Annotated in this window: 21 protein-coding genes; 12 read left to right on the forward strand and 9 right to left on the reverse strand. The window is 60.3% G+C overall.

Annotated elements, in window-relative coordinates; translation table 11 throughout:
* Nucleotides 1-23: 23 nt before the first annotated feature.
* Nucleotides 24-521, reverse strand: a complete 498-nt coding sequence (locus IGW03_RS05555) for a YceD family protein (RefSeq protein WP_194721512.1) — start codon at nt 519-521, stop codon at nt 24-26.
* A 104-nt stretch (nt 522-625) separates the two neighbouring features.
* On the opposite strand from IGW03_RS05555, the gene IGW03_RS05560 reads away from it, so the two are divergent.
* Complete coding sequence (locus IGW03_RS05560) at nt 626-1,237, forward strand: Maf-like protein (RefSeq protein WP_323744930.1); 612 nt, start codon at nt 626-628, stop codon at nt 1,235-1,237.
* 6 nt (nt 1,238-1,243) lie between these two features.
* Complete coding sequence (locus IGW03_RS05565) at nt 1,244-1,996, forward strand: SAM-dependent methyltransferase (protein WP_194721513.1); 753 nt, start codon at nt 1,244-1,246, stop codon at nt 1,994-1,996.
* A 317-nt stretch (nt 1,997-2,313) separates the two neighbouring features.
* On the opposite strand, the gene IGW03_RS05570 is transcribed toward IGW03_RS05565, so the two are convergent.
* From IGW03_RS05570 to rluC, 4 genes are read right to left on the reverse strand one after another with little or no spacing between them, the layout of a single operon-like run.
* On the reverse strand, nt 2,314-3,318 hold the full coding sequence (locus tag IGW03_RS05570) for a S49 family peptidase (RefSeq protein WP_194721514.1): 1,005 nt from the start codon (nt 3,316-3,318) through the stop codon (nt 2,314-2,316).
* Nucleotides 3,319-3,348: 30 nt separating this feature from the next.
* Nucleotides 3,349-3,720, reverse strand: coding sequence for a Rieske (2Fe-2S) protein (locus IGW03_RS05575; RefSeq protein ID WP_194721515.1), 372 nt, complete (start codon nt 3,718-3,720; stop codon nt 3,349-3,351).
* 7 nt (nt 3,721-3,727) lie between these two features.
* Nucleotides 3,728-4,387, reverse strand: a complete 660-nt coding sequence (locus IGW03_RS05580) for an HAD-IA family hydrolase (protein WP_194721516.1) — start codon at nt 4,385-4,387, stop codon at nt 3,728-3,730.
* A gap of 56 nt (nt 4,388-4,443) precedes the next feature.
* Nucleotides 4,444-5,451: a 23S rRNA pseudouridine(955/2504/2580) synthase RluC gene (gene rluC / locus IGW03_RS05585; RefSeq protein WP_194721517.1), complete on the reverse strand. Its 1,008-nt coding sequence runs from the start codon at nt 5,449-5,451 to the stop codon at nt 4,444-4,446.
* A 577-nt stretch (nt 5,452-6,028) separates the two neighbouring features.
* Between rluC and IGW03_RS05590 the strand changes: the two genes are divergently transcribed.
* The 3 genes from IGW03_RS05590 to moaA all read left to right on the forward strand — a co-directional run bounded on the left by IGW03_RS05590 (nt 6,029) and on the right by moaA (nt 11,776).
* On the forward strand, nt 6,029-9,061 hold the full coding sequence (locus IGW03_RS05590) for a ribonuclease E/G (RefSeq protein WP_194721518.1): 3,033 nt from the start codon (nt 6,029-6,031) through the stop codon (nt 9,059-9,061).
* Between the two features lie 224 nt (nt 9,062-9,285).
* Nucleotides 9,286-10,629, forward strand: coding sequence for a chromate efflux transporter (gene chrA, locus IGW03_RS05595; RefSeq protein ID WP_194721519.1), 1,344 nt, complete (start codon nt 9,286-9,288; stop codon nt 10,627-10,629).
* 31 nt (nt 10,630-10,660) lie between these two features.
* A complete protein-coding gene (gene moaA / locus IGW03_RS05600) occupies nt 10,661-11,776 on the forward strand; it encodes a GTP 3',8-cyclase MoaA (protein WP_194721520.1) in 1,116 nt (371 codons plus the stop codon).
* A 92-nt stretch (nt 11,777-11,868) separates the two neighbouring features.
* Here moaA and IGW03_RS05605 read toward each other — a convergent pair whose 3' ends face one another.
* From IGW03_RS05605 to IGW03_RS05620, 4 genes are all read right to left on the reverse strand, one after another.
* Complete coding sequence (locus IGW03_RS05605) at nt 11,869-13,878, reverse strand: acyl CoA:acetate/3-ketoacid CoA transferase (RefSeq protein WP_228535059.1); 2,010 nt, start codon at nt 13,876-13,878, stop codon at nt 11,869-11,871.
* Between the two features lie 203 nt (nt 13,879-14,081).
* The gene (locus tag IGW03_RS05610; RefSeq protein WP_194721521.1) at nt 14,082-15,401 is read right to left on the reverse strand and encodes a hemolysin family protein; all 1,320 of its coding nucleotides are present in this window, start codon (nt 15,399-15,401) and stop codon (nt 14,082-14,084) included.
* Nucleotides 15,402-15,721: 320 nt separating this feature from the next.
* Nucleotides 15,722-17,185 carry a DNA recombination protein RmuC gene (locus IGW03_RS05615; RefSeq protein WP_194721522.1) on the reverse strand — a complete coding sequence of 488 codons (1,464 nt, stop codon included), beginning with the start codon at nt 17,183-17,185 and terminating at the stop codon, nt 15,722-15,724.
* 60 nt (nt 17,186-17,245) lie between these two features.
* Nucleotides 17,246-17,647 carry a group II truncated hemoglobin gene (locus tag IGW03_RS05620; RefSeq protein ID WP_194721523.1) on the reverse strand — a complete coding sequence of 134 codons (402 nt, stop codon included), beginning with the start codon at nt 17,645-17,647 and terminating at the stop codon, nt 17,246-17,248.
* 415 nt (nt 17,648-18,062) lie between these two features.
* Here IGW03_RS05620 and IGW03_RS05625 point away from each other — a divergent pair, with 415 nt between their 5' ends.
* The 7 genes from IGW03_RS05625 (at nt 18,063) to IGW03_RS05655 (ending at nt 25,961) form a co-directional block, all read left to right on the forward strand.
* Entirely contained in the window at nt 18,063-19,469 is a 1,407-nt protein-coding gene (locus IGW03_RS05625) for an undecaprenyl-phosphate glucose phosphotransferase (RefSeq protein ID WP_194721524.1), read from the forward strand.
* A 185-nt stretch (nt 19,470-19,654) separates the two neighbouring features.
* Nucleotides 19,655-20,155: a hypothetical protein gene (locus IGW03_RS05630; RefSeq protein WP_194721525.1), complete on the forward strand. Its 501-nt coding sequence runs from the start codon at nt 19,655-19,657 to the stop codon at nt 20,153-20,155.
* A 27-nt stretch (nt 20,156-20,182) separates the two neighbouring features.
* Entirely contained in the window at nt 20,183-20,548 is a 366-nt protein-coding gene (locus tag IGW03_RS05635; protein WP_194721526.1) for a hypothetical protein, read from the forward strand.
* A 26-nt stretch (nt 20,549-20,574) separates the two neighbouring features.
* Nucleotides 20,575-21,738: a GDP-mannose 4,6-dehydratase gene (gene gmd, locus IGW03_RS05640; protein WP_228535061.1), complete on the forward strand. Its 1,164-nt coding sequence runs from the start codon at nt 20,575-20,577 to the stop codon at nt 21,736-21,738.
* Between the two features lie 83 nt (nt 21,739-21,821).
* Nucleotides 21,822-22,787, forward strand: coding sequence for a GDP-L-fucose synthase (fcl, locus tag IGW03_RS05645; protein WP_194721527.1), 966 nt, complete (start codon nt 21,822-21,824; stop codon nt 22,785-22,787).
* Nucleotides 22,788-23,038: 251 nt separating this feature from the next.
* On the forward strand, nt 23,039-24,481 hold the full coding sequence (locus tag IGW03_RS05650) for an O-antigen ligase family protein (RefSeq protein WP_194721528.1): 1,443 nt from the start codon (nt 23,039-23,041) through the stop codon (nt 24,479-24,481).
* Entirely contained in the window at nt 24,468-25,961 is a 1,494-nt protein-coding gene (locus tag IGW03_RS05655) for an oligosaccharide flippase family protein (RefSeq protein WP_194721529.1), read from the forward strand. Before IGW03_RS05650 ends, IGW03_RS05655 begins: the two co-directional genes overlap by 14 nt.

A 25,961-nucleotide genomic window follows, 5' to 3' on the forward strand; every position in this document is an offset into this window, starting at 1 on the left:
GCATCATGTACCGCTTTGCCACGTTATTTCTTCAAATTCTTGAGCACCGCGAACGGCGACTCTTTCTTCACTTCCGGCACGCTGTCGACCGCCAGGCGCTTTTCGCAAGCCTCATGCCTGGGTGACAGCGGAATGGTCAGCAATGCTTCGTCTTCGACAAGCTGCCGGATGTCGAAGGCATGACTGCCGACGATCACTTCCACATCCTCATCGGCCAGCAATGCATCCATTTCATCGGCGCTGTCCTCATCGGGCGCCAGCACCAGTACCGCGCCGGAATCGATTGCAAAGTCCAGCGGCGTCAGGCATCGCTGGCAAAGCAGCCTGATCTTCCCAGACACGGACAGCGCCATCTGGGGATGGCCATGCAGGTTTTTACCGCCCTGCAATGACCAGACCACCGAACCGGAACGGTCCACGGACTCCTCGGCGAGCCGGGGCAATGCCTCAACCGGAAACTCGCCGTTGCGCTGCTCTTTGAGCCGGCAGAACTCGAACGCGTCTATTACAAAAGCATTCATACCAAGACGAACCCGGAAAACCTGCGATAATAACAGGCTTTTTCCTTATTCGTCAAAGCCTTAGGCCACTTTTATTCTGCCCGCGCTTGAATTCCTGCATTCCCATGCCCGCTTATCATCATTTGCCGCGCCTCATCCTGGCCTCCAGTTCTCAGTACCGGCATGAACTGCTGTCTCGCCTGCAGCTTCCCTTCGAATGCATCTCACCTGACATTGACGAAAGTCCGCTCCAGGGAGAAGCGCCTGACGCAACAGCGCTCCGGCTTGCCCGTCTCAAGGCGGGGGCCGTGGCCAAGCAGACACCGGACGCGCTGGTCATCGGATCCGACCAGGTCGCCACTCTGGATGGCCTGCAGATCGGGAAGCCGGGCACGCACGAAAATGCACTGGCACAACTGCGCATGATGCGCGGGCGCGAAGTGATCTTTCATACAGCGCTTTGCCTTTGGGACGGACGTCTTTCCGATCCACACCCCGCAGCGCAGCTGGCAAATGTTCGAACCGTCGTCAGGTTCCGGGACCTGCCCGACGAGGAACTGGACAATTACCTGCGCATCGAACAGCCCTACGACTGCGCCGGCAGCGCCAAGAACGAAGGGCTCGGCATCGCACTGCTTGAGAAGATAGAAAGCACCGACCCCACCGCATTGACGGGCCTTCCCTTGATTACCCTTTGCACCATGCTTCGCGGCGCAGGCGTGAACTTCTTCAACTGATCCGCCATGACCGGAATCTTGTACCTTATTCCCAATACGCTCGGCTCGAACGATGAAGCGCCGGCCAATCCGCTGGCGACTGTCATTCCGGAACAAGTACGGGCGATTACCGCATCCCTGTCCTATTTCATAGCGGAGAATGCAAAGACGACGCGCGCCCATCTCAAGCTGATCGGCCTTACCCATCCGCTTGCCCGTTCACTACAGGAAATCCGAATCAAGGGGCTCAATGTCAACACGGAAGCGAGTACGCTGCCGGAACTGCTGGCACCCCTCCTTGCAGGCGAAAATGCCGGACTGATTTCCGAAGCCGGCGTGCCGGCGGTTGCCGATCCCGGCGCGAATCTCGTGCGGCTCGCACATGCGTCAGGCATCCGGGTAAGGCCGCTGGTCGGCCCGTCATCGTTGCTGCTTGCTGTCATGGCGAGCGGCCTGAACGGGCAAAGCTTTGCCTTCAACGGCTACCTGCCCACCGACGCGAGCCAAAGGACGAAGCGTTTGAAAACGCTGGAGGACAGATCGCGCGCCGAGCGCCAGACCCAGCTTTTCATCGAGACGCCGTACCGTAATGCGGCACTGCTCGAGGCCCTTGCCAACACCTGCCACGCTTCCACTCTGGTATGCGTGGCAACGGATCTGAGCCTTCCTTCCGAGTCGATCAGGACTCAGAGCGCCGGCAAATGGAAAACCGATATGGCAGAGGGCAAGACGCCGGACTTTCACAAGAAGCCGACAGTGTTTCTGCTGCTTGCAGGTTGAAGGGAGCGGGCGGCGGAGAAAAGGCAGCATCCAGGCCAGCCCTATAATGACGTGTGAAATCGGGCGCACATGTGCAAAACGGCGGTATTGCGCCGCCGTTTTGCAAGCCCATCGGGCTGTTTAGAGAGGAATCGACACCTCTCAAGCCGCGTCTCGGACGTGGCGAGTGGTGCCCGGCTCATGAGTTTTTCCTTGCTGCGTACGTCTTTTGTACATTCGAAGGATCGAAACGAAACCGGACAAGTGCAGTATAAACCCCGATCTTGAACATTCAAGGAGAAAGTGGCCGGTGCCGGCGCCGCTTTCCCGATGTGCAATCAGCGGATGCCAGGCTTTGCCGCACTGCTCGTCATCGAAGCCATCGCCGCAGTGCCGACGGCACCGCCGAATTTCTTCAGCAGACGCTCGGAAAGCCCTTCATGCTGGGTATAGTCGATGATGTCTTCGGCCTTCAATTCATCACGAGCGACCGAATCGACGGTTCCGTATCCGTCGGCCAAGCCCATTTCCACCGACTTGGAGCCGCTCCAGAAAAGGCCGGAAAACGTTTCCGGCGTTTCCTTGAGCCGATTTCCGCGCCCCTGCCTGACGACGTCGATGAACTGCTTGTGCACCTCGTTGAGCATTTCCTGGGCAAACTCCTTCTGCTTTGCCGATTGCGGGCTGAACGGGTCCATGAAACCCTTGTTTTCGCCGGCCGTCATCAGGCGGCGCTCGACGCCGACCTTGTCCATCAGTCCGGTGAAGCCGAAGCCTTCCATCAGCACGCCGATCGATCCCACTATGCTTGCCTTGTTGACAAAGATCTTGTCGGCCGCAGCCGCGATGTAATAGCCGCCCGACGCGCAGATTTCGTCAACGACCACATACAAGGGCTTCTTCGGAAACTCCTTGCGCAGGCGCTGGATTTCATCATTGATGATGCCGGCCTGGACCGGACTTCCCCCGGGGCTGTTGATGCGCAGGATAACGCCTACCGCATTGTCGTCGGAGTAGGCGCGGTTCAGCGCGGGAATGACCGCATCGGCCGCACCCGGCGTGCCCGATTCAATGGTGCCGTCGATTTCGATGAGTGCGGTATGCGGGCCGACGACTTCGGCTTCCTTGCTGGTCATGCCGAAAGCCATCCAGATACCGACTGCAATGATGCCAAGGGTCAGGAAGCGAAAGAAGATGTTCCAGCGGCGGCGCGCGCGCTGTTCCGCCAGCGTCGCAAATGCCAGCTTCTCCAGCACTTCGCGTTCCCATCCCTCCCGGCGACTGGCGTTGCCGGGCGCCACCGGGTTGTGCTGCCCGTGTTGTTCGTAGTTGTCTTCGCTCATATTGTCTATTTGTTCAGCGTTGCAGCCCCTTCAGGCCGTGATTGGTTTTACGTAATCATCCGGTTCCCAGAACACCTGGCCGTTCTTTTCATGAACGGCAATCGCGCGCAGCCGGCCGCCGCGGCACGGGCCGCCGGCGCAGCGCCCGTCTTCCGGGGTGTAAAGCGCGCCATGCGTGGAACACATCAGGTACAGGCCGCCGGAATCGAAGAACTCCCCTTCATTCCAGTCAAGCTCGATGGGTACATGGGCGCATCGATTGAGGTAGGCATAGACCTGCTTGTCGTAGCGGACGACGAAACCGGTGCCGGCATTGCCACCGGCGAGGACCGGAAACCTGACGCCCTTTCCGCCCTCTTCCAGCTTCGCCGATTCGCAGATCGGAATACCGATGTTATCCATCGCGGAATTATGCATTCTCGTTAAGCCATGCGTGAAGTTCCGGAACGGAACTTGCGGCGAAGACCGGAGACAGCTCCTCCAGTTCAGGTGCTTCATGGGCGCCGTAATGCACCGCGATGCCCGCCGCGCCGGCGTTGATGGCCATTTGCAGGTCATGCGTGGTGTCGCCGATCATCACGGTGCGCGACAGGTCCTGACCCAGTTCACGGGTCAACTCCTGGAGCATCGCCGGATGAGGCTTGGAAAAGGTTTCGTCGGCGCAGCGGGTGGCGTCGAATACCGACAGCAGGTTGGCCGCGTCGAGTGCCCGGTTCAGCCCGACCCGGCTTTTTCCCGTCGCCACCGCAAGGAAATATCCTTGCTGGGCAAGGTCGGACAGCATTTCGCGCACGCCGTCGAACAGCGTCAGCCCCTTGTCCTTGGTCAGGTAATGAAAGCGATAGCGCTCGACCATGTGCGGATAGTGCTTTGCCTCCAGGCCCGGCAGCACGGTTTGCATGGCTTCGTGCAGACCCAGGCCGATGACGTAGGCAGCCTGCTTGTTGTTCGGCACGGGCAGGCCGAGGTCTTTTGCCGCCGCCTGTATGCAGGCCACGATGGTGGCCGTGCTGTCCATCAGCGTGCCATCCCAATCGAAGACAATCAGATCAAATTTCTTTCTAGGCATGTTCCGGGGCAGCGTACGCCGCGCAGTATTGGACGATTACAAGGTTGAAGGAAAGATCAAGGTTTCGCCTGGCCAAGGCTTTTCAGAAACAATTCGCACTCTTTCGCAAGCGGAGCCTCCAGCGTAATCGGTTTGCCGTGTTCCGGATGCCGGAAAGTAATCCGGTAAGCATGAAGAAACATCCGTTTCAAGGCAATCCTGTTGCCGTCGGCCTTCTGCATTGCGCGGTTGAGGGCAAAATCGCCGTACTTGTCGTCGCCCACGATGGGAAATCCGCTGGAGGCGAGATGCACCCGGATCTGATGGGTCCGCCCCGTCTTCAATTCGGCTTCCAGCAAGGCAAATTCGCCGAACCTGCGCACCAGATTGAATACGGTATGCGACGGGAGGCCATCTGCCTGCACCCGGACCCTGCGCTCGCCATCAGGCGTATTGTATTTAAACAATGGCAACTTGATGTGCTGGCGCGTGTTCTGCCAGTCTCCGTGCACGAGCGTCAGGTAGCGCTTGTCGATCTGGCCCTCGCGGATCTGTTCATGCAGGTTGGTCAGAGCTGAACGCTTCTTTGCCAGCAGCAGGATGCCGGAGGTCTCGCGGTCCAGCCGGTGCACCAGTTCCAGGAACTTGGCCTGCGGCCTCGAGGCGCGCAACTGCTCGATGACACCGTAACTGACCCCGGAACCGCCATGCACGGCCACGCCGGCCGGCTTGTCGATGACGAGCAGGTGGTTGTCTTCCAGCAGGATATTGAATTCCGCCGCGGGTACGGCGTTGTCGGGTTTTTCTGCAACGCGCACCGGCGGTATGCGGACCACGTCGCCCTGCTTCAGCCGGTAGGTCTGGTCGATGCGTCCCTTGTTGACGCGGACTTCGCCGGAGCGCAGCACGCGGTAGATATGGCTTTTGGGGACGCCCTTGCAGACACGCAATAGAAAATTATCAATACGCTGGTCGGCTTCTTCCTCTGAAATAGTCACCAGTCGGACTTGAGCAGCGGACGGGGAATGCGGATTGGTTGGTTCAGAAACTGGACGCTCCCCAGAAAATCTCGCTAAGTCCTTCATTTTGAATATATAATTGTTTCGCACCGGTTACAAAGCGGCGCGAGTGTAAGAATAAAAAGCACATTCTACACAGGGGCGTCTCCATCGGCCTCCGCGAGTTGCAAATTCGATGGAAAAGATGTGTATGCATCATCCTTGCGCGAGTCGGGGTCGCACCGCTGTTGCGACCGGACAGCGCGCATCGATGTTGAACAAGAATGCTTGAATACTAAGGATAAGTCTGGCGAGCATGCCGGTGTCGGAATGCTCGCTGGTTGATGAAGTTGAACGCCGTTTTGCCGATTCTGCTTGAACTCATGAATTATTTGGTTCGATTGACATGCTCATTGCCCGACGCTGCGCTCGATACGTTCGATGCGCGCAACGCGGATGAGGAGCGCGCACGGCAGACGATTCAACTTCATTCGCGCCCCGTTGCGGCCCCATTGCGATCATGTTTATCTGGATTGCATTCCGCACCATAGGCAATTCCCTCCTCAAGCACTCCGTTCCCGCGTACATCCATGTACCACGCTGCATGGGCGAATATTCGCCTGTGCCGCACTAAAAATGACCTGAGAGTCACGGAGCACACATAATGAAACGCATGTTGTTCAACGCCACGCAGCAGGAAGAACTGCGCGTGGCGATTGTCGATGGGCAGAAGCTCATCGACATCGATATCGAGACGACGGGCCGCGAACAGCGCAAATCGAATATCTACAAGGGTGTCATCACCCGCATCGAGCCCTCTCTCGAAGCCTGCTTCGTCAATTACGGAGAAGAACGCCACGGCTTCCTGCCTTTCAAGGAAGTGGCGCGCAGCTACTTCAAGGACGGCGTCGACGTGCGCAACTGCTCCATCAAGGAAGCATTGCGCGAAGGCCAGGAGATCATGGTCCAGGTCGAGAAGGAAGAACGCGGAAACAAGGGCGCGGCCCTGACCTCCTTCATCTCCCTCGCCGGGCGCTATCTGGTCCTGATGCCGAACAATCCTCGCGGCGGCGGCGTCTCCCGCCGGGTCGAAGGCGAAGACCGCCAGGAACTGCGCGAAACCATGGACAAGCTGGATCTGCCTTCCGGCATGTCCGTCATTGCGCGCACCGCGGGCATCGGCCGCAACGTCGAGGAACTGCAGTGGGACTTGAACTACCTGATGCAGCTGTGGCGCGCGATCGAAGGCGCCGGCCAGTCGGCCGCAGGCGCCTTCCTCATCTACCAGGAATCGTCGCTGGTAATCCGCGCGATCCGCGATTATTTCCAGCCCGACATCGGCGAGATCCTGATCGACACCGATGAAATCTACGAGCAGGCCCAGCAGTTCATGTCGCATGTGATGCCGGACATGGTCCATCGGGTCAAGCGCTACCGCGACGACGTGCCGCTGTTCTCCCGATTCCAGATCGAACACCAGATCGAGACCGCGTATTCCCGCACCGTCCCCCTGCCTTCCGGCGGCGCCATCGTCATCGATCATACCGAAGCACTCGTCTCCATCGACGTCAACTCGGCGCGCGCGACCCGCGGCGCCGACATCGAAACCACCGCCCTCCATACCAACCTCGAAGCCGCCGACGAAGTTGCGCGCCAACTGCGCCTGCGCGACCTTGGCGGCCTGATCGTGATCGATTTCATCGACATGGAGAATGCGAAGAACCAGCGCGAAGTCGAAACCCGGCTCAAGGATGCGCTGCGTTATGACCGCGCCCGTGTCCAGATGGGCAAGATTTCCCGTTTCGGCCTGATGGAACTGTCCCGTCAGCGCCTGCGCCCTTCCCTATCGGAAGGCAGCCACGTCACCTGCCCGCGCTGCAACGGCACCGGCCATATCCGCGACACCGAATCTTCCGCACTGCAGGTACTGCGCATCATCCAGGAAGAGTCGATGAAGGAAAATTCGGCCGCCATCCATGTGCAGGCACCGGTCGACGTTGCCGCCTTCCTGCTCAACGAGAAGCGCGGCGAGATCCTGAAGATCGAGACGCGGCATCGCGTCACGGTCGTCCTGATTCCCAACAAGCATCTCGAAACCCCGCATTACAAGCTCGAACGCATCAAGCATGACGATCCGCGCCTCGAGGAAGCGCACGCCAGCTACGACATGGCCGAGGAAGCCGATACCGACATCAGCTACGGCAAGCGCCAGAAGGAAGAAGTACGCCCCCGCCAGGAAGCCGTGGTCAAGGGCGTCACGCCCGACCAGCCTGCGCCCATCGTCGAGCGCAAGCCCATCGTCGAGCCCACTCCCGCACCGGCGCCCGTGCTGCCGCCGTCGGAAGAAGGCTTTTTCAGCCGCATGTTCGGTTTCTTCCGCAAGAAGCCGGTGGCACCCGCACCCGCTCCGGCTCCTGTCGTTGAGGAAAAACCGCAGCAGAGCCGGGAGCGCAGCGATCGCGGCAACCGCAACCGTAACCGCGGCGGCCGTGGCCGACGCGAGCGCGGCGAAGAACGCGACGTCAATCGCAACGACGCGTCCGGCCGCGAGGAAACCGTCAAGGCAGCAGTGCCTGCCGCGGATACAGCGCCGGCTCCGCGCCAGCCCCGTCAGCCGAAAGAGGCGCGTGAACAGCGCGAGCCGAGGGAGCAGCGTGAGCCGCGCGAAGCACGTGAACCGCGTGAGCCGCGTGAGGCTCGCGAGCCCGGCGAGGGACGCCGTGAACGCGGCGAACGTCAGCAGCGCCAGCGCGAGGAGCGCAAGGAAGCGCCGGCGGATGAACTGCTGAATCCTGCCCAAGCGTCAACCACTGCCGGTTTCGCAGCCGCAATTCCGGTTGCCGAATTTGCATCGCCGGAAACCCAGGCCTCCGCAAATGCGGAAGGAAACCCAGAAGGGCTTGAGGAAGGCAACGGCGAACAAGGTGAAGAGCGTCGCCGCCGCCGCCGCCGGGGCGGACGCAACCGCAACCGCCGCGATCGCGAGACCGGCGAACTGAGCGCTGTCGGCGAAGGTGCCGACGACGCCGCGGCAGGTGTGGATACCGGTGCAGGCACGCAGCTGGAAATCACCGAAGTCACATCGCACGTCACGGCAGTCACCACCATAGTCAGGGAATCCGTCGAGACCGAACCCAACTCGGAAGCGGATGCTCCGGCTCAACCCGCTGCCCGTGCTGACTCGGTGTCGGTGAATGATGCGGAGCCTGCGGTAACGCACGCCGCGCCGCAGCCGGCAGCTGAGTCCGCGCCGCAGCCGGAACCGGCCCAGACCGAAACCATGGCGGTTCCGGCCGTCACCGCTGCAGCAGATGAGGCCGATGTGACCGCCGAGGCAGCAGCTCCGGCTGAGCGCGTCGATACGTCCGCGGCCGAACCGGCACCGCAGACGGCACCGGCACCGGTCGAATCCGAAGCGCAAGCCGAAACTGCTCCCGTTAGAACGGTTTCTGCCGACAGCACTGAGAAACCAGCAACGGCACCGGCCCCCGTACTTCCGGCTTCGATGGAAATCGATCGCCTGCAGGAAGTTCTGGCAAACGCCGGACTGACGCTGGCTGTTACCGACCCGGAAAAACTGCGTGCGGCACAGGAGGCTGCAGCCTCCATCAGCCCGCCGCCGAGGGTGCCGCGCGAGCGCAAGCCCTTGCCGCCGCTGTCCCAGGAACCGCTGGTCCAGGTCGAAACCCGGCGCTGAAACCCTTGGTTTCTGGCTATAAGGGCGAAGGAGCAATGATTCACATCCTTCGTCGATAGCAGGCAAGCCGCAGTCCGGCAGCAGTTTGGCCAAATGAAAAAGGGAGCACGCGCTCCCTTTTTCATACCTGTATCAAAAAACACCCAAAACAAGCATTGCGGCCCGGCGGACGGCGAATCCGCGTTGTCAGTCAATTCCATACCACCACAATCAATCTGCCAGCCATGCATCAGAGACTCACTTCCCTTCCCTCCGATGTCAGCCTGAAGGAGGCCTTCTGGTACTGGCTGAAGCTGGGTTTCATCAGCTTCGGCGGCCCTGCCGGACAGATCGCGATCATGCATGCCGACCTGGTCGAGAAGCGGCGCTGGATCTCCGAGCAACGCTTTCTTCACGCCCTCAACTATTGCATGCTGCTGCCCGGTCCCGAAGCCACCCAGCTCGCCATCTACATCGGCTGGCTGATGCACAGGACGGCGGGCGGCATTCTTGCCGGAGTGCTCTTCGTTCTCCCCTCTCTGCTGCTGCTCTGCCTGCTGTCGTGGATCTATATCGTCTTCGGCAACGTTCCGGTGGTGGCCGGAGTGCTCTATGGCATCAAGCCGGCCATCGTTGCGGTCGTTCTCGCTGCGGCATGGCGGATCGGCACGAGGACGCTACGCAACGGCCTTCTGGTTTCCATTTCCATTGCGGCATTCCTGGCGATTGCCGTGTTCGATACCCCTTTTCCTGCCATCGTGCTGGCCGCCGCATTGATCGGCGCAGTCGGAGGATTTGCGGCGCCTCATCGATTCGGCACGGGCGGCGGTCATGCCTCCTCAAAAATTACCTCCTACGGACCAGCGCTGATCGACGACGACACCCCGACGCCGCAGCATGCCCGCTTTTCATGGGCAAAACTGGCCGTGCTTACCCTCGTCAGCATCGCCATTGCAGCGGCTTGCGGCGTCGCGTTGGCTGCAGGCTTCGGCGTTCAGGGCACCCTGACGCAGATGGCCTGGTTCTTCACCAAGGCCGCCATGCTGACTTTCGGCGGCGCCTATGCCGTACTGCCCTATGTCTATCAGGGCGCAGTCGACACCTTCGGTTGGCTCACCGGTGCGCAAATGATCGATGGACTTGCCTTGGGCGAGACCACGCCAGGACCGCTGATCATGATCGTTGCCTTCGTCGGCTTCATCGGCGGCTGGACGAAAGAAGTATTCGGCGCCGGCCATGAACTGGCCTCGGCGGCGGCCGGTGCAGGCGTCGCGACGTTTTTCACCTTCCTTCCCTCCTTCGTTTTCATTCTCGCCGGCGGCCCGCTCGTGGAATCGACCCGCAACAACCTGAAACTGACCGCGCCGCTGACCGCCATTTCGGCGGCCGTGGTAGGCGTCATCGTCAGCCTTGCCCTGTTCTTTGCCGATCATGTATTCGGCTGGCGCAATCCGGTCGCCGAATGGGATATTGCGGCCATGGCAATCGCCCTGGCGGCGGGGATTGCGCTGTTCCGCTTCAAGGTCGGCACCATTCCGCTGATCGGGGCCTGTGCGACGGCCGGGCTCGTGGTATCTTATCTGCACTAGCGCAATAACGCGCGAGCCCTTCAGCGACAGCATGGCAGAGCGAATCATTCCCCTTGCCGACCACCGCCTGCTCAACGCGGCGCCGGCCATACCCACCACCCTGGAAACACCGAACGGACTCCTGGCGGATGCGCTTGCGCGCCCGCTCCAGGACCTGCGCATCTCGGTGACCGACCGCTGCAATTTCCGCTGCGTGTATTGCATGCCGAAAGACGTGTTCGACAAGGATTACGCCTTCCTGCCGCATTCGTCTCTGCTGTCTTTCGAGGAAATCACCCGCGTCGCGAAGATCTTCGTCGCGCACGGCGTCCGCAAGATCCGGCTGACGGGCGGTGAGCCGCTGCTGCGCAAGAACATCGAAAAGCTGATTGCGATGCTGGGCGAACTGCGGACGGTCGACGGCGAACCGCTCGACCTGACCCTGACGACCAACGCCTCGCTGCTGGCGCGCAAGGCCCAGGCATTGAAGGATGCCGGATTGCGGCGTGTCACCGTTTCACTCGACGCGCTCGACGAGACGACCTTCCGCCGCATGAACGACGTCGACTTCCCGGTCGCCGACGTGCTTGCCGGAATCGAGGCCGCGCACAAGGTTGGCCTGGGGCCGATCAAGATCAACATGGTGGTCAAGGGCGGCATGAACGACCAGGAAATCCTGCCCATGGCCCGCTACTTCAAGGGTTCGCCTTTCATCCTGCGCTTCATCGAATACATGGATGTGGGCGCGAGCAACGGCTGGAAGCTGGACGAAGTGGTGCCGTCGGCCGAAGTGGTCCGGCGCATCCATGCCGAAATGCCGCTGGAGGAAATCGAGCCGAACTACACGGGCGAAACCGCCGAGCGCTGGCGCTACCAGGATGGCGGCGGCGAGATCGGCCTGATTTCCAGCGTCACCCGCGCGTTCTGCCATGATTGTTCGCGCGCACGGCTGTCGACGGAAGGCAAGCTGTACACCTGCCTGTTCGCCACCAGCGGGCATGACCTGCGCGCGCTGCTGCGCACCGGCCGCAGCGATGAGGAGATCTCGACGGCGGTCGCGCACCTCTGGCGAGCTCGGACCGACCGTTATTCGGAACTGCGCACGGCCAATACCGAAGGTCTGCAACGGCCGGTCAAGAAGGTGGAAATGTCCTATATCGGGGGATGATCCAAGGCAGCAGCGCTGCCTATCTTCCCTCGCCGCCTCCCTGCCCGGCTTCCTCGCACTGCGCCCTCAGGGAACGCCTCCATCCCGCTGCTTCAGGACGGCTCGTTCGCCAGCCGGGACAGCGCCTCTTCGCTGCTCGCATAAAGCGAAGATTCAGCGCGATGCCGCCGGAATGCGCTGCCGAAATAGCTGCGCATGAACGCACTGCTGGTATAACGCGTGACGCGGCTGTAATAGCGCTCCGTCAAATCCTGCACCATGTCGACATAGGGTTCGAGGAGCTCCGGCGTGATCGCGAAATTGTCGTAATTGACGATGGCAGGCACCTTCCTGCCCAGCGGTTCCAGCAGCGCAGCCACCGCGACCCGGATCGCTTCGATATCGCTGACATTGCGCACTTCAAAGCCTTCGAAGTTCACGAAGAAGATATTGCGCTTGCGGTCATGGGTCAGGCGCTGCTCGAGGGGCAGGTAGAGAATGTCGTTGCGCAGTCCCATCGGCGCCGGCAGGAAGATGCGGGCATCCATCTGCTTCAGCTCGGGACTGACCACCGGCCGGAAGCGCATCTGCGACAGCACGTCGCGCTCGAGGTCGATGCCGGGCGCGATCTCGACCACTTCCAGTCCGGCCTCGACCAGGCGGAATACGCAGCGCTCGGTGATGTAAAGCACGGTCTGGCCGCGCTGCAGCGCGTACTCGCCGCTGAAGGTTCGGTGCTCGACCTCGTCGATGAATTTCGCCGACGCGCCTTCCCGCCGGATGCTCAGGCGGCCGTCGCCGATTACAACGTCAAGTCCGCCGGCCGTGAAGGTGCCGACAAACACCACCTTCTTCGCATTCTGGCTGATGTTGATGAAGCCGCCTGCGCCGGCCAGGCGCGGGCCGAACTTGCTGACATTGAGATTGCCGCGCCGGTCTGCCTGCGCCAGGCCGAGGAAGGCGACATCGAGTCCGCCGCCGTCATAGAAATCGAACTGGTAAGGCTGGTCGATGATGGCTTCCGCATTGGTCGCGGCGCCGAAATTCAGCCCGCCCGCAGGTATGCCTCCGATGACGCCGGGTTCGGCGGTGAGCGTGACCAGGTCCAGCACCTTTTCCTCGGCGGCGACGCTGGCCACGCCTTCGGGCATGCCGATGCCGAGATTGACCACGTCGTTCGGCCTGATTTCCAGCAGCGCCCGGCGCGCGATGATCTTGCGCTCGCTCATGTCCATGGCGCGGATGGAAGACATCGGCACCCGGATCTCGCCTGCGAACGCCGGGCTGTAGGGCTCGACGAAGGTCTGCATCTGGTACTCCGCCTTTTCCGCGACCACCACGCAGTCGACCAGGATACCGGGAATCTTCACCTGCCGCGGATTGAGGGAAGCGCTCTCGGCGATGCGCTCGACCTGGGCAATGACGATGCCGCCTGAATTGTGGGCGGCCATGGCGATGGCCAGCGCTTCCAGCGTCAGCGCCTCCTTCTCCATCGTGATGTTGCCGTCGGGATCGGCCGTCGTGCCGCGGATGATGCCGACATTGATGGGCATGGCCTTGTAGAACAGGTATTCCTTGCCGCCCAGCGTCAGCAGCTCCACCAGGTCTTCCGTGGTGGACTCGTTGATCTTGCCGCCGCCGTGGCGCGGATCGACGAAGGTACCGAGTCCGACCGTCGACAGCAGGCCGGGCTTGCCGGCCGCGATATCGCGGAACAGGTGGGTGATGACCCCCTGCGGCAGGTTGTAGGCTTCGATGCGGTTGCCGATGGCAAGCTGCTGCAGCTTGGGCACCAGTCCCCAGTGCCCGCCGATGACCCGCTTGAGCAGCCCTTCATGACCGAGATGGTTGAGCCCGCGTTCCTTGCCATCGCCCTGCCCCGCCGCATAGACGAGCGTAAGGTCGCGCGGCGATCCGATGGCGGTGGCTTCATCGCGGCTTTCAAGGAAACGCTGCTCCAGCGCGACCGCGATGTTCTCGGCGAAGCCGATGCCGACGAAGCCCCCGGTCGCGATGGTATCGCCGTCATGGATCAGGCGTACCGCCTCGGCGGCGGAGACGATCTTGTGGCGGCTCGGCTGGCGTGATCCGCCCGACATCGGGTTGGAAATGCGATGTACCATGGGATCCTTCGTGGTGAGGATGACAAATGATCGCTGCGCCGCAGATTATGACGCAATCATTCCTCTAGCAGTGGTTTCCCGAACACGATAGCAATCGTGTTTCTTGACACCCGAAGATAATTATGTTTTGGGAAACATCGGCGGCTTCAGCGTCAGGTCAAGCACTCCAGGCAAGCCGTACCGAGTTTTCATGCCTACAGGCGTTACATCGCTGGCGTGGCGTCCTGCTGCGCCTCTTCCGGCGCCGGGGTCGGCATTGCAAGCACCTTGTCGATGCGTTTGCCGTCCAAGTCCACGATCTCGAATGTCCAGCTTTCCCATTCGCAGCGGTCGCCAGTCTGGGGCAGGCGGCCGAGCAAGAGCATGACCATGCCGCTCAGGGTGTTGTAGCGTCCCCGTTCTTCCTCCGGTACGACTTTCAGGCCGAGCCTGTCCTTGAGTTCAGGAACGGGGATCAGGCCGTCGAGCAGCCAGGAACCATCGTCACGCTGCACAGCCCAGGCATCTTCGGCACGGTGAGTCTTGAATTCGCCGGTGATGGCTTCCATGACATCCTGCAAGGTCACGATGCCCTGTACCTCGCCGTACTCGTCGATCACGAAGGCAAGCTGCACGCCGGAGTTCTTGAAGTTTTCCAGAAGCTCCATGCCTGTCAGCGATTCGGGCACGAACACCGCGGGCTGGAGATTGTTCTGCAATGTCGGTTTTTCCCCGCGCAGTGTCTGCGCCAGCAGCTGGCGGGCATTGGCCACGCCGACGACTTCGGACCAGCCGCCGCGCAAAACCGGAAAGCGCGAATGGTCGCTGCTTTCGAAACGCCGCAGATTTTCTTCCAGGGTATCGTTGACATCGAAATACACGATGTCGCTGCGCGGCACCATCAGCGAGGCGATTTGCCGGTCGTCGAGGCGGAACACGTTGCGCACCATCTGGTGTTCGTGATGCTCGATGACGCCTGCGCTCGATCCCTCCGCCAGCATCAGGTTGATTTCTTCCTGGGTCACGCTGGGTTCCGTGCTTTCCCGGACGCCGACGGTGCGCAGCACCAGCTGCGTCGAGCCGGAGAGGAGCTTGACGAAAGGCTTGGTCACGGCGGCCAGCAGGAGCATGGGGCGCGCCACCAGGCGGGCAATGGCTTCGGGACTCATCTGTCCGAGCCGTTTCGGCACCAGCTCCCCGAGCACGATGGAAAAATACGTAATGCTGACGACCACCAGTCCGGTCGCCACATACTGGTTGACCGGCGCCTGCACACCCATGCCGCCCAGCCATTCGCTGAAGGGCTTGGCCAAAGTCGATTCACCGACGATACCATTGAGCACGCCGATCGATGTGATGCCGATCTGTACCGTGGACAAAAAACGGTTCGGATCGTCCCCGAGCTGCATCGCAGCCGATGCCGAGGCATCCCCGGCCTCGGCCAGGCGCTGAAGCCGCGCCCGGCGCGCGGTGACGAGCGCAATTTCGGACATGGCAAAGACGCCGTTGAGAATGATCAGGCCCAGCAGTATCGCAATTTCCATAGGGTGGAGTGGATGGCAAGTGTCAAGTCGGTAAAAGTGATGCTCGCAGACAATTCGTTCGTCGCTGCGACGAAGTTATCATAAATTACAGACTGGCCTTGTCGGTTGCAGTTCGCGGCGGCGTGCAGCTTGCCGTGCAAGTCGACAATTTCGAGGCCGCTCGACAATCTCGCTTCACATTTCAACAAAAATGCCCGGCGATTCGGCCGGGCATTCGGATGGTTTGCGTGGTTTGCGTGGTTTGCGTGGTTTGCGTGGTTTGCGTGGTTTGCGTGGTTTGCGTGGTTTGCGTGGTTTGCGCAGCAAGCACCGCTGCGGTGCTACTCCTCGACCGGATCAGGCGCCTCGGTGCGCAGCAGCAGCTGGGCCGTTTCGCTGGGCAGGGCCTCCACCGACTTCAGCTTGCGCGTCATCTGGCGGGTACGGGTTTCGGCCTGCTCGATATTCTTGGCGGCGCGCTCCAGGCTGGTCTTGGTCGCGGCCAGCACATCGCCGAACTTGCCGAACTCGGTCTTGACCGCACCGAGCACCTGCCAGACCTCCGATGAACGCTTTTCCAGCGCCAGCGTACGGAAACCCATCTGCAGGCTGTTGAGCAATGCGGAGAGCGTCGACGGGCCGGCAATACTGATCCGGCAAACGCGCTGCAATTCATCGGCAAGACCCGGCCGGCGGATGACTTCGGCATACAAGCCTTCGGTCGGAAGGAACATGATGGCGAAATCGGTGGTGAGCGGCGGCGACAGATATTTGTCGGCAATGGTTTTCGCCTCGATGCGCACGGCACGCTCCAGTTCACGTCCGGCCGCCGCCACGCCTTCCGCATCGGCAAGCTCCGCCGCATGGGCAAGACGCTCGTACTGTTCCTTGGGAAACTTGGCATCGATCGGCATCCAGACCGGGCGCGCGCCGTCGTCCTGTCCCGGCAGGCGGATCGCAAACTCCACCCGTTCGCCGCTGCCGGGAACGGTCTCCACATTCTTCGCATACTGATCGGGCGTCAGCACCTGCTCCAGGAGCATCTCCAGCTGCACTTCTCCCCAGGTGCCGCGCGTCTTCACGTTGGTCAGCACCCGCTTGAGATCGCCGACGCCGATGGCGAGCTGCTGCATTTCTCCCAAGCCCTGATGCACTTTCTCAAGGCGGTCGGAGACCAGCTTGAACGATTCGCCGAGGCGCTGTTCCAGCGTCGCATGCAGCTTTTCGTCGACGGTTCTGCGCATCTCTTCAAGGCGCGTGCCGTTGTCGGTCTGCAGATCACGGATGCGGGCTTCGAGAGTGCCGCGCACTTCCGCCATGCGCTGCGCATTGGACTCGGTCAGCTGCGCCAGCCCCTGCCCCAGTGTATCGCCGAAACGCTTGAGCGAACCGGCCTGCTCTTCCCGGGCGGCATGCGCATGCTGCGCAATCGACTGCCGCATGGATTCCAACTGTTGGGTATTGGCTTCGGTGAGCTTGGACAACTGTTGGGCAAAGGCGTCCATCTGCGCATTCTGCAGGCGGGCGACATTGGTGAACTGCGTCATCAGCGTCTGCTGGAACTGCGCGAAGTTGCCGCCCAATTCCTGCCGCGTTCCCTGCGCAGTCATCTGCACCTGCTGGCGCAACTCCCTTTCGATGCGCTCGCCGGTCTGCAGCTGATGTTTCTGGATCTCATCCTGCATCTGCTCCAGCCGGGCGGAGCTGTCGCCTCCGCGTGCGCGCAGCAGGATGATGAGTTGAAGCGCGATGATGACGGCGAGCGCAACAGGCAGGGCCGCCGTCAGGATGTCTGTCATGGTCATGGAAATTTGAAACGAGCGTTGACGGGTGAATGGAAAGAAACCCGCATTATTTGTGCAGGCTCAGCCTGCCTTGTTGCGCATCCAGTCCGCAGTCTGGAAAAAGGAATGCATCAGTCTTTCCTGCAACCCCTCGTCGATGCCGACGTCCTGCATTGCCCACGCCATGCAGCGCAGCCACTGGTCGCGCTCGACGGATGCGATCGCATACGGCAGATGGCGCGCACGCAGCCGAGGATGCCCGAAGCGCTCAATATACATGTCCGGCCCTCCGAGCCAGCCGCACAGGAACCAGTACAGCTTGTCGCGGGATCCATCAAGAGGAGTGGGATGCAATGCGCGGATGACGGAGAACTCGGGCTCAAGGTCCATCAGGTCATAGAAGCGATCAACGAGTTCACGGACCTTGTCGGCACCGCCGATGTGTTCGAACACCGTTGTCTGCTGGGTGGATTCAGTAGTCATGCCGCGATCATAGCGCATTCGCCTGTCCTGCAGGAATTGTGACGCACGGCATTTTCTCCTGTGTTTGTGACTACAGCAAACGGATTATTAGATTTATTCCATCAGGAAAGAATGCTTAATTTTTAAGCAGCACTGTGGTGTTTTTGAGACTGCGCAACAGCAAGTTTGACGGTAGGCAACCGTCCCTTTGAGCCCACGCAAGCAAAGATTACTTAGCGGCTTGCACCCGACTTTAATGATTACTATTGCTTAAAAGGTAATACATGCCTATCCCAGAAACGAAAGTTTCGAACGATCTTGAACCGAGAAGACAGATCCTCGAAGCAAGTTTGGACCATGACTTGCCCAGCCTAAGCGCAAGGCCCAAATCATGCTTTGAGCTACTTGCAACCAATGAACCTTTGACAGACAAGCCATGCGAGACCTGATCATCACGAATTCTTCCCGGCTGGAATTTTCCATGCGGTTGATGGACATCCTGGTCCTCGAACTCGCCGGAGCCGTTGCCGCGCTGCTGCACTTTCATATACCGCTGGCGGACACTCCGCCGATTCACACCGTGATGCTGCATTTCTGCAGCGCTCTGGCCTTCCTGCTCTTTCCCCAGTTCGAACTGTATGTATCCTGGCGCGGCCGCTCCCTTCCCGACATGTTCGTTCGCCTCGGCGCCGCATGGGGCGTGGTGCTGCTGATCGGCTTGTTCTTCAGCTTCCTGGTACATCATGTAGGCAACCTGTCGCGCCTGTGGATGTTCTACTGGTACGCCGTCGGCGTGACCGCCCTCGTCCTGTTCCGCTTCGGTGTTTATTATGTATTGCGCTACATGCGCGCCAAGGGGCTCAACAACAAGCGCGTGGTGATCGTCGGCTATGGCAGCACGGGGCGCGAAATGCACAAGCGCGCGCTGCAGCAGGACTGGACTGGTTACGACGTCAAGGCGGTCTGCGCCGATCCGGAAGATGCGGACAAGCTCGTCGATCCGAACGTGACACGCATTCACAGCACCCAGGAAATTCACGACTTCGTCGTCGCCAATCATATTCACGAGATCTGGATCACGCTGCCGCTGATGGCATCGCCGCGGTTGCAGGAGCTGCAGTACCAGCTGCGCAACACCCTGGTCGACATCCGCTGGGTACCCGATATCCTCGGCCTGCAGATGCTGGGCAACAGGATGGGCAACTTCCTCGGCCTGCCTGTGGTGGATCTCAACCAGCCCATCTCCAGCGGCGTCAACGGCATCGTCAAGGATATCTTCGACAGGACGTTTGCACTGGTTGCGCTGGTGCTCCTCCTGCCTCTGTTCATCGCCATCGCGATCATGATCAAGCGCAGCTCGCCAGGCCCCATCCTGTTCAGGCAGCCGCGGCTTGGCCTGAATGGAAAGCCGTTCAACGTGTACAAGTTCCGGTCGATGAAAGTCCATCAGGAACATCAGGTCGTGACGCAAGCCACCAAGAACGATCCGCGCATCACGCCGATCGGGGCTTTCCTGCGCCGCACCAGCCTCGACGAACTGCCGCAGTTCATCAATGTGCTGCTGGGAGACATGTCGGTCGTCGGTCCGCGGCCCCATGCCCTGCAGCATAACGAGATGTACAAGGATCTTCTCGAAACCTACATGCTGCGGCACCGCGTCAAACCCGGCATCACCGGGTGGGCGCAGATCCATGGGCATCGCGGTGAAACCGATACCGTCGACAAGATGGCGCGGCGCGTTGAGTACGACCTTCACTACATCCAGCACTGGTCGCTGTGGATGGATGTCCGCATCATCATCTGGACCGCATTCAAGGGCTGGACCGGAAAGAACGCTTACTGACGCGAACGCAAGGCCCGCATCCACTCCGTTGGCTGCACTCTCTTCGTGCAGCCAAGGCGGGACTTTGCAACCGCTCCGGCAAACGAAGCCGAACGAAGCCGAATACCGCGACAGGCAATGCATAGGCAAGGCATAAGCCCAGGACCACGCCCTACCGGCGATACACAAGCAACAGAAAGGTGCTCATGCGCAAACACATTCCTGTCACGGGCAGCAGATATCCAACTCAAAGCTCCATGAAGGTCTCCGCCCGGCAGCGGTGTCTGGTCACGGCGGCGTTGCTGTTCGGTCTGCTGCTCATTCTTGATGCGATGCCGAACTTGCTGGCAGCGCTTTCCTCTTTCACCGGAGAGAAGCTGCTGCGCTTTTCCGCATACGCCACGCTCAGCATCCTGATATACGCAGGCCTATCCGGCAGCTCCGCCGCCCGCGCACTCATCACGCTAAGTTTGGCCGGCGTCATGAGAGGTGTCGAAGAAGCAACGCAGTTGATGCTGCCTTATCACAGCGCAAATCTTCTTGGCTGGAAATTCGACATGCTGGCAGTACTGACCTGCGTAGGGATGCTGATGATGCTGCATCCCGTTGTCAGCGAATGGTTTGCATCACAGCAGTTGCGTCCCGCACGGATACCGATCCGGCCGACATCGATCCGGCGGCGCGACCAACGCAGGAGCATGCAGTAACACAACGCCATTTTTGAGAAGCAAGACATGCAAACAAAGATCAACAAGGCAGTGTTTTCCCTGACCGGCCCCGGAGCCCCGGCTCTGCGCACCGCCGGCTCGGCAAATCTGCTGTCGATTGTCGACAAGCCTCTGCTTCGTCACGGCATCGAAGAAGCACTTGCGGCATCCGTCGACGACATGATTTTCGTCGTTGAGAAGAAGGAGTCGAACTTGCAGGCAATCATCTCCAGCCAATTGCCTGCCGGTGCGAGCCAGCGTTTCATTTTCACTGATGCCGTCCAAGCGGCCGACGCGGCACCGACCACTCTTCCTTTCATTCCTCCCGCGCCGGCACTGCAACTGGCCGCGGTTACACCTCAAGCCAACGAGGCGATTGCACTAGCGGGATAGCCATGACACCAAAGAAGGACAACTCCATGACCACCAACCCCCAATTGCCCGAGCACCTGGTGCCATCGCGCCCCGGTCAGGTGCGCAAGGTCGCACTGATCACCGGCGTGAGCGGCCAGGACGGGGCCTATCTTGCCGAACTCCTGCTGAGCAAGGGCTACATCGTTCACGGCATCAAGCGCCGCACTTCGAAATTCAACACCGACCGCATCGATCATCTTTACCAGGGGCCGCAGGAAGATGAGCGCCGCTTCATCCTGTACCACGGCGACATGACCGACTCCTCGTCGCTGCTGCGCATCATCCAGGAAACGCAGCCCGACGAGATCTACAACCTGGCGGCACAGAGCCATGTTGCCGTCTCGTTCGAGGAACCGGAGTACACCGCGAATTCGGATGCCCTTGGTCCGCTGCGCATTCTTGAAACCCTGCGCCGCCTCGGCCTCGAAAAGAAGACACGTTTCTATCAGGCTTCGACCTCGGAAATGTACGGCGAGGCAGCACAGGCCGCTACGGAAAGCACGCCCTTCCAGCCGCGCAGCCCCTATGCGATCGCCAAGCTGTATGCGCACTGGATTACGGTGAATTACCGCGAGGCCTATGGCATGTATGCCTGCAACGGCATCCTGTTCAATCACGAATCGCCGCTGCGTGGCGAGACCTTCGTCACCCGCAAGATCACCCGCGGCCTGGCCCGCATCGTCCTTGGCCACCAGGACTGCCTCTACCTCGGCAACCTGAACGCGGAACGCGACTGGGGCCACGCCCGAGACTATGTGGAAATGCAATGGCGCATGCTGCAGCAGGACAAGCCGGAAGACTTCGTCATTGCCACCGGCATCCGCCACAGCGTGCGCGACTTCGTCAATGCCGCCGCCGCCGAACTGGGTGTGACGCTGCGCTGGGAAGGCAGCGGCCTCGACGAAACGGCAGCGGTCGCCGATCCCGGCCAGCACACCGGCCTGGCGAAGGACCAGGTCGTCATCCGCGTCGACGAGCGCTACTTCCGACCGACGGAAGTGGAATGCATGTTCGGCGATGCCGCCAAGGCAAGGGAGAAGCTTGGGTGGAAGCCGACCGTCGGCTTCGAGGAACTGGTCAGGGAGATGGTCAAGGCCGACCTGGAAGCCGCCGGAAAGGATCACTTTTTCCAGCAGCACGACCACGTTTCCCACATCTACAACGTATGAATTTATGAATGCACGCAAGGCCGGTTGCGTCATTCATTGATTACTCCGGCAAGCGATCGCGAACAGCCAACAAGAGGAAGCACATGAAAAGCAATCTACAAAAACGTATCTATGTCGCCGGACACCGGGGCCTCGTCGGTTCCGCCATTGTGCGCGCCCTGCGCAAACGCGATTACGCGAACGTCATCACCCGCACGCACGCAGAACTCGAACTCACCGACCAGCAGGCCGTACGCAGGTTCTTCGAGGAAAACCAGATCGATGAGGTGTATCTCGCGGCCGCCAAGGTCGGCGGCATCCACGCCAACAACACCTATCCGGCCGAGTTCATCTATGACAACCTGATGGTGCAGTCGAACGTCATCAACGAAGCCTACCGCGCCGGCGTCACGAAGCTGCTGTTCCTCGGATCCTCCTGCATCTATCCGCGCCTGGCGGAGCAGCCGATACGCGAGGAATACCTGATGAACGGCGCGCTGGAACCGACCAACGAGCCGTATGCCATCGCAAAGATCGCCGGCATCAAGATGTGCGAGAGCTACAACCGCCAGTACGGTACCGACTACCGCAGCGTGATGCCGACCAACCTCTACGGACCGGGCGACAACTATCATCCCGAAAACAGCCATGTGATCCCCGCCCTCATCCGCCGCTTCCACGAAGCCAAGCTCAGCGGTGCAAGCAAGGTGACGATCTGGGGCACCGGCACGCCGCGCCGCGAGTTCCTTTACGTAGACGACATGGCTGATGCCTGCGTGCACGTGATGCAGCTCGACCGCAGTACCTATGATCAACATACAACACCGATGTTGTCACACATCAATGTAGGTACCGGCGAGGACGTCACAATACGTGAAGTTGCAGAAATCATAAGAAAGGCAGTCGGTTTCCAAGGTGATATCGAGTTTGATACAAGCAAGCCCGACGGCACGCCGCGCAAGTTGATGAACACGGCAAAGCTCACTTCGCTCGGCTGGCGTCCAGGCATGCGTCTCGGAGAGGGCATCAAGGAAACCTACGCGCATTTCCAGGCGGATTACAAGGCCTAAGCTTTTCAGGAAGCCTCGATCCCGCCATGAACAACGATAGCAAAGAGCGGGATCGAATCCTGCAGCAGCTTCCTGCTGCAGGTCTGATCTCCGCAATGAACATACGGAGCATCACACGAATACCGATTTGAGTAGTACCTGAATCCGGCGCCCGGTTCCAGGCCAGCCGGCACCAGCCAGACGCCAGCGTGCCGGTTACACCGACGGGATATCCAGCAAGGTGCCTCGCCTCAAATTCATCCAGCACAGTCATGATTACACCACCACTCACGTCGCCCACCGAAGTCATGATCAACATGATTGCGGCCTGCTTTCTGATTCCGTTCGTCTTCGCATTCGTATTCAAGGCTCCCAAATACGTGGCGTTCGGCTTTCTTGCCGTGTTGTTCATTTTCGCCGACTCCACCTGGGGACAACTCAATACGGACAGCGGAAACATCTACTCGCGCGGCGTAGGTCTGTTTTACTTTTCGCTGCTTAATATCGTGCTGGTGATTGCCGGCGTAGGGGTGTTGATCCGAAGACTGGCCAACCCCCAGGGACCGCAGCTGGCGCCCCCAATGAACAAGTATTTCCTGGCATTCTTCTTCGTGATGCTCGGGCATGTCGTGATAGGCCTGATGGTCGGCATTGAACTGGATGTGATCCTCAATCTGGCGGGCATGATCAACGTCATCAACATGTTCGCTTTCATGTATCTGTTGATCCTGGCCTTCGAGAACGACAAGGACACCACGACGCTGCTGTTCATGATCATCTTCGTTGCGGTCGGACGTGGCATCTTCGGCGCGGTGCGCTACTTCCTGTTCGAAGGCGACACTTCCAATCCATACCGGAACTTCGAAGGTCTGGACATCAAGATCTTTTTCTTTGATATCAGCGACAACTTCGTCGCAGCACTTGCCGCATTCTGCGCAGCCTGGCTGCTGACCACTCCCGGCATCAAGCTGAATATCTATACACGCATCTTCCTGATCGGTGTAGTCGTCCTTGAGGTTGCCGCAGTCGCACTTTCCTTCCGCCGCTCATCGCTGATCGGCATCGGCCTGATGTTTGCATTCCTGTTTTTCCGCCTGCCGGGCAAGCGCAAGATCTTCTTCGCCTGCGCCGCGGCGCTCGCGCTGTCCATCGTCGCCACGACATTCTTCGAGCAGCGCCTGCAATTCAACACGACCCAGGGCGGCGGCATCCTGTCTTCCCTGATCTATGACATCTCGCCTTCCCGCAGCGGCGGCATCAAGAACAGCCGCTTCTACGAACTGTATGCCGCGGCGCAGAGCATGGACGGTCACTGGCTGTTCGGACGCGGCACCTGGGGAACCTTCACCGGCGATCGCGAGCGCCTTGCCTTTCACGAAGGAAACTGGGGCTTCGTTCACTCCGGCTTCGGGCACCTGATCCTCAAGGGCGGCATTGTTGGCGTAATGATTTTCATCGGCATGCTGGCGTCCTACGTTGCCTTTTATCTTCGCTACCGCAAGCACTTGTACGGCAAGGCCGCCCTACTGTCGGATGCAGGCTTTGCAGGGTTTCTATTCTGGATCCCGACCTTTTTGATCGGCACCCCTATCATCGAATTCCGGACCATGCTTCTGTTCGGTCTGACCATGGCAATGCCGTTCATTGCCGTCGGACTGCAGAACTACCAGGTTCGTACTTACATCATGCGTACACAACAATATGCTACTGCGTAACTCTCTCTGGAACCTGAGCGGCTCGGCCATCCCCATGGTGGTCGCGCTGGCCACCGTGCCTCTCCTCATCCATTCGCTGGGCGTTGAAGGCTTCGGCATCGTTACTCTCGTCGGATCCGTGATCGGCTATTTCGGCGTGCTTGACATCAACCTGAGCGCCGGGTCGATCAAGTATCTGGCCGAGCACCACGCGTCCAACGACAGAGAGCGGTTTGCCGAAACCTTCTGGTTCGGCATCATGTTCTACGGCACGCTTGGACTGATCGGGGCGCTCGGCATTTACTTCGCGGCCGACATGCTGGTGGCGCGTTTCTTCGAAGTGTCGTCGGAAATGAAGGCGGCCACCATCACTTCCTTCCAGTTGGCCGGGCTCGGGTTCGCACTGACGCAGGCACAGAATTACCTGCTGGTCGTGCCGCAAGCTCTGCAGCGCTACGACCGCTCCGCGCAGAGCGAAGCTTTCTTCGGCGTGCTCGTCAATCTTGCTTCGGTCGCCGCGGCAATGGCCGGCGCGGGGATCGTCGGCGTCATCATCGCCCGTGTCAGCGTGTCGGCGCTCAATGTGCTCTATCTGATGTGGCTGATCCGGAGCTTCGACATCAACATGGAAATGCGCTGGCCGCGGGCAGATGTGCGCAAGGCGCTTACCTCCTTCAGCGCCTATGCCTACCTGAGCAAGATCGCATCGACCCTGCACCAGCATGCCGACAAGGTCATCGTCGGCGCCATTGCCGGTCCGGTTGCCCTCACCTTCTATACGGTTCCCGCGACGCTTGCCGGACGCATTCTCGGCCTGACATACCGCCTCTCGAGCGTGATCTACCCGCGCGCCTCGGCACTGGCCGGAGCCGGCAAGATCAATGAACTGCGCCCGGTCTACCTCGGCGTGACACGCTATGTCACCTACATAAACTTCGCCGCGCTCGGCGTGATCGTTCTTGCAGGTGACGAATTCCTGCGGCGCTGGGTAGGAGAGGAGTTCATTTCCCAGGGTTATCCCGTCCTGGTGCTGATGACGCTCGCGCTGCTGGTCGACTCCCTGACCAACGTTCCTTCGCTGGTGAACGATGCGCTTGGACATCCCCGCGTGACCGGCCGCTTTGCGCTCGCCAACGGGCTTTGCGGGGTTGCCATGGTGTATCTCGGCACCCAGTTCGGCGGCATCATCGGTGCGGCCAGCGGACATCTGATTTCGTCTGTGGTGCTCGGCCTGGGCTTCCTCCTGTTCGTCCACGGCCGCACGGTTCCCATCAGTTTCAAGGAAAGCCTGAGCAGCGGCTTCGGTCGCAGTCTCGCGATCGGCGCCATCATCATTTGCGTGCTGGTGCCGATGAAATGGCTGGTTCCGACCGGCTTGCTGAGCACTGTAGTCATCGTGTCGGCCGCACTTTTCACACTGGCGCTAGCCGGCCTGTTCTTTATCGTCGGTGTCGACGAACGCGCAGCCATGCTGTCCATGGCACGTCGATTCCGTTCATGA

Source organism: Noviherbaspirillum malthae (genome assembly GCF_015352985.1).
GTDB classification, from domain to species: Bacteria; Pseudomonadota; Gammaproteobacteria; order Burkholderiales; family Burkholderiaceae_D; genus Noviherbaspirillum; species Noviherbaspirillum malthae.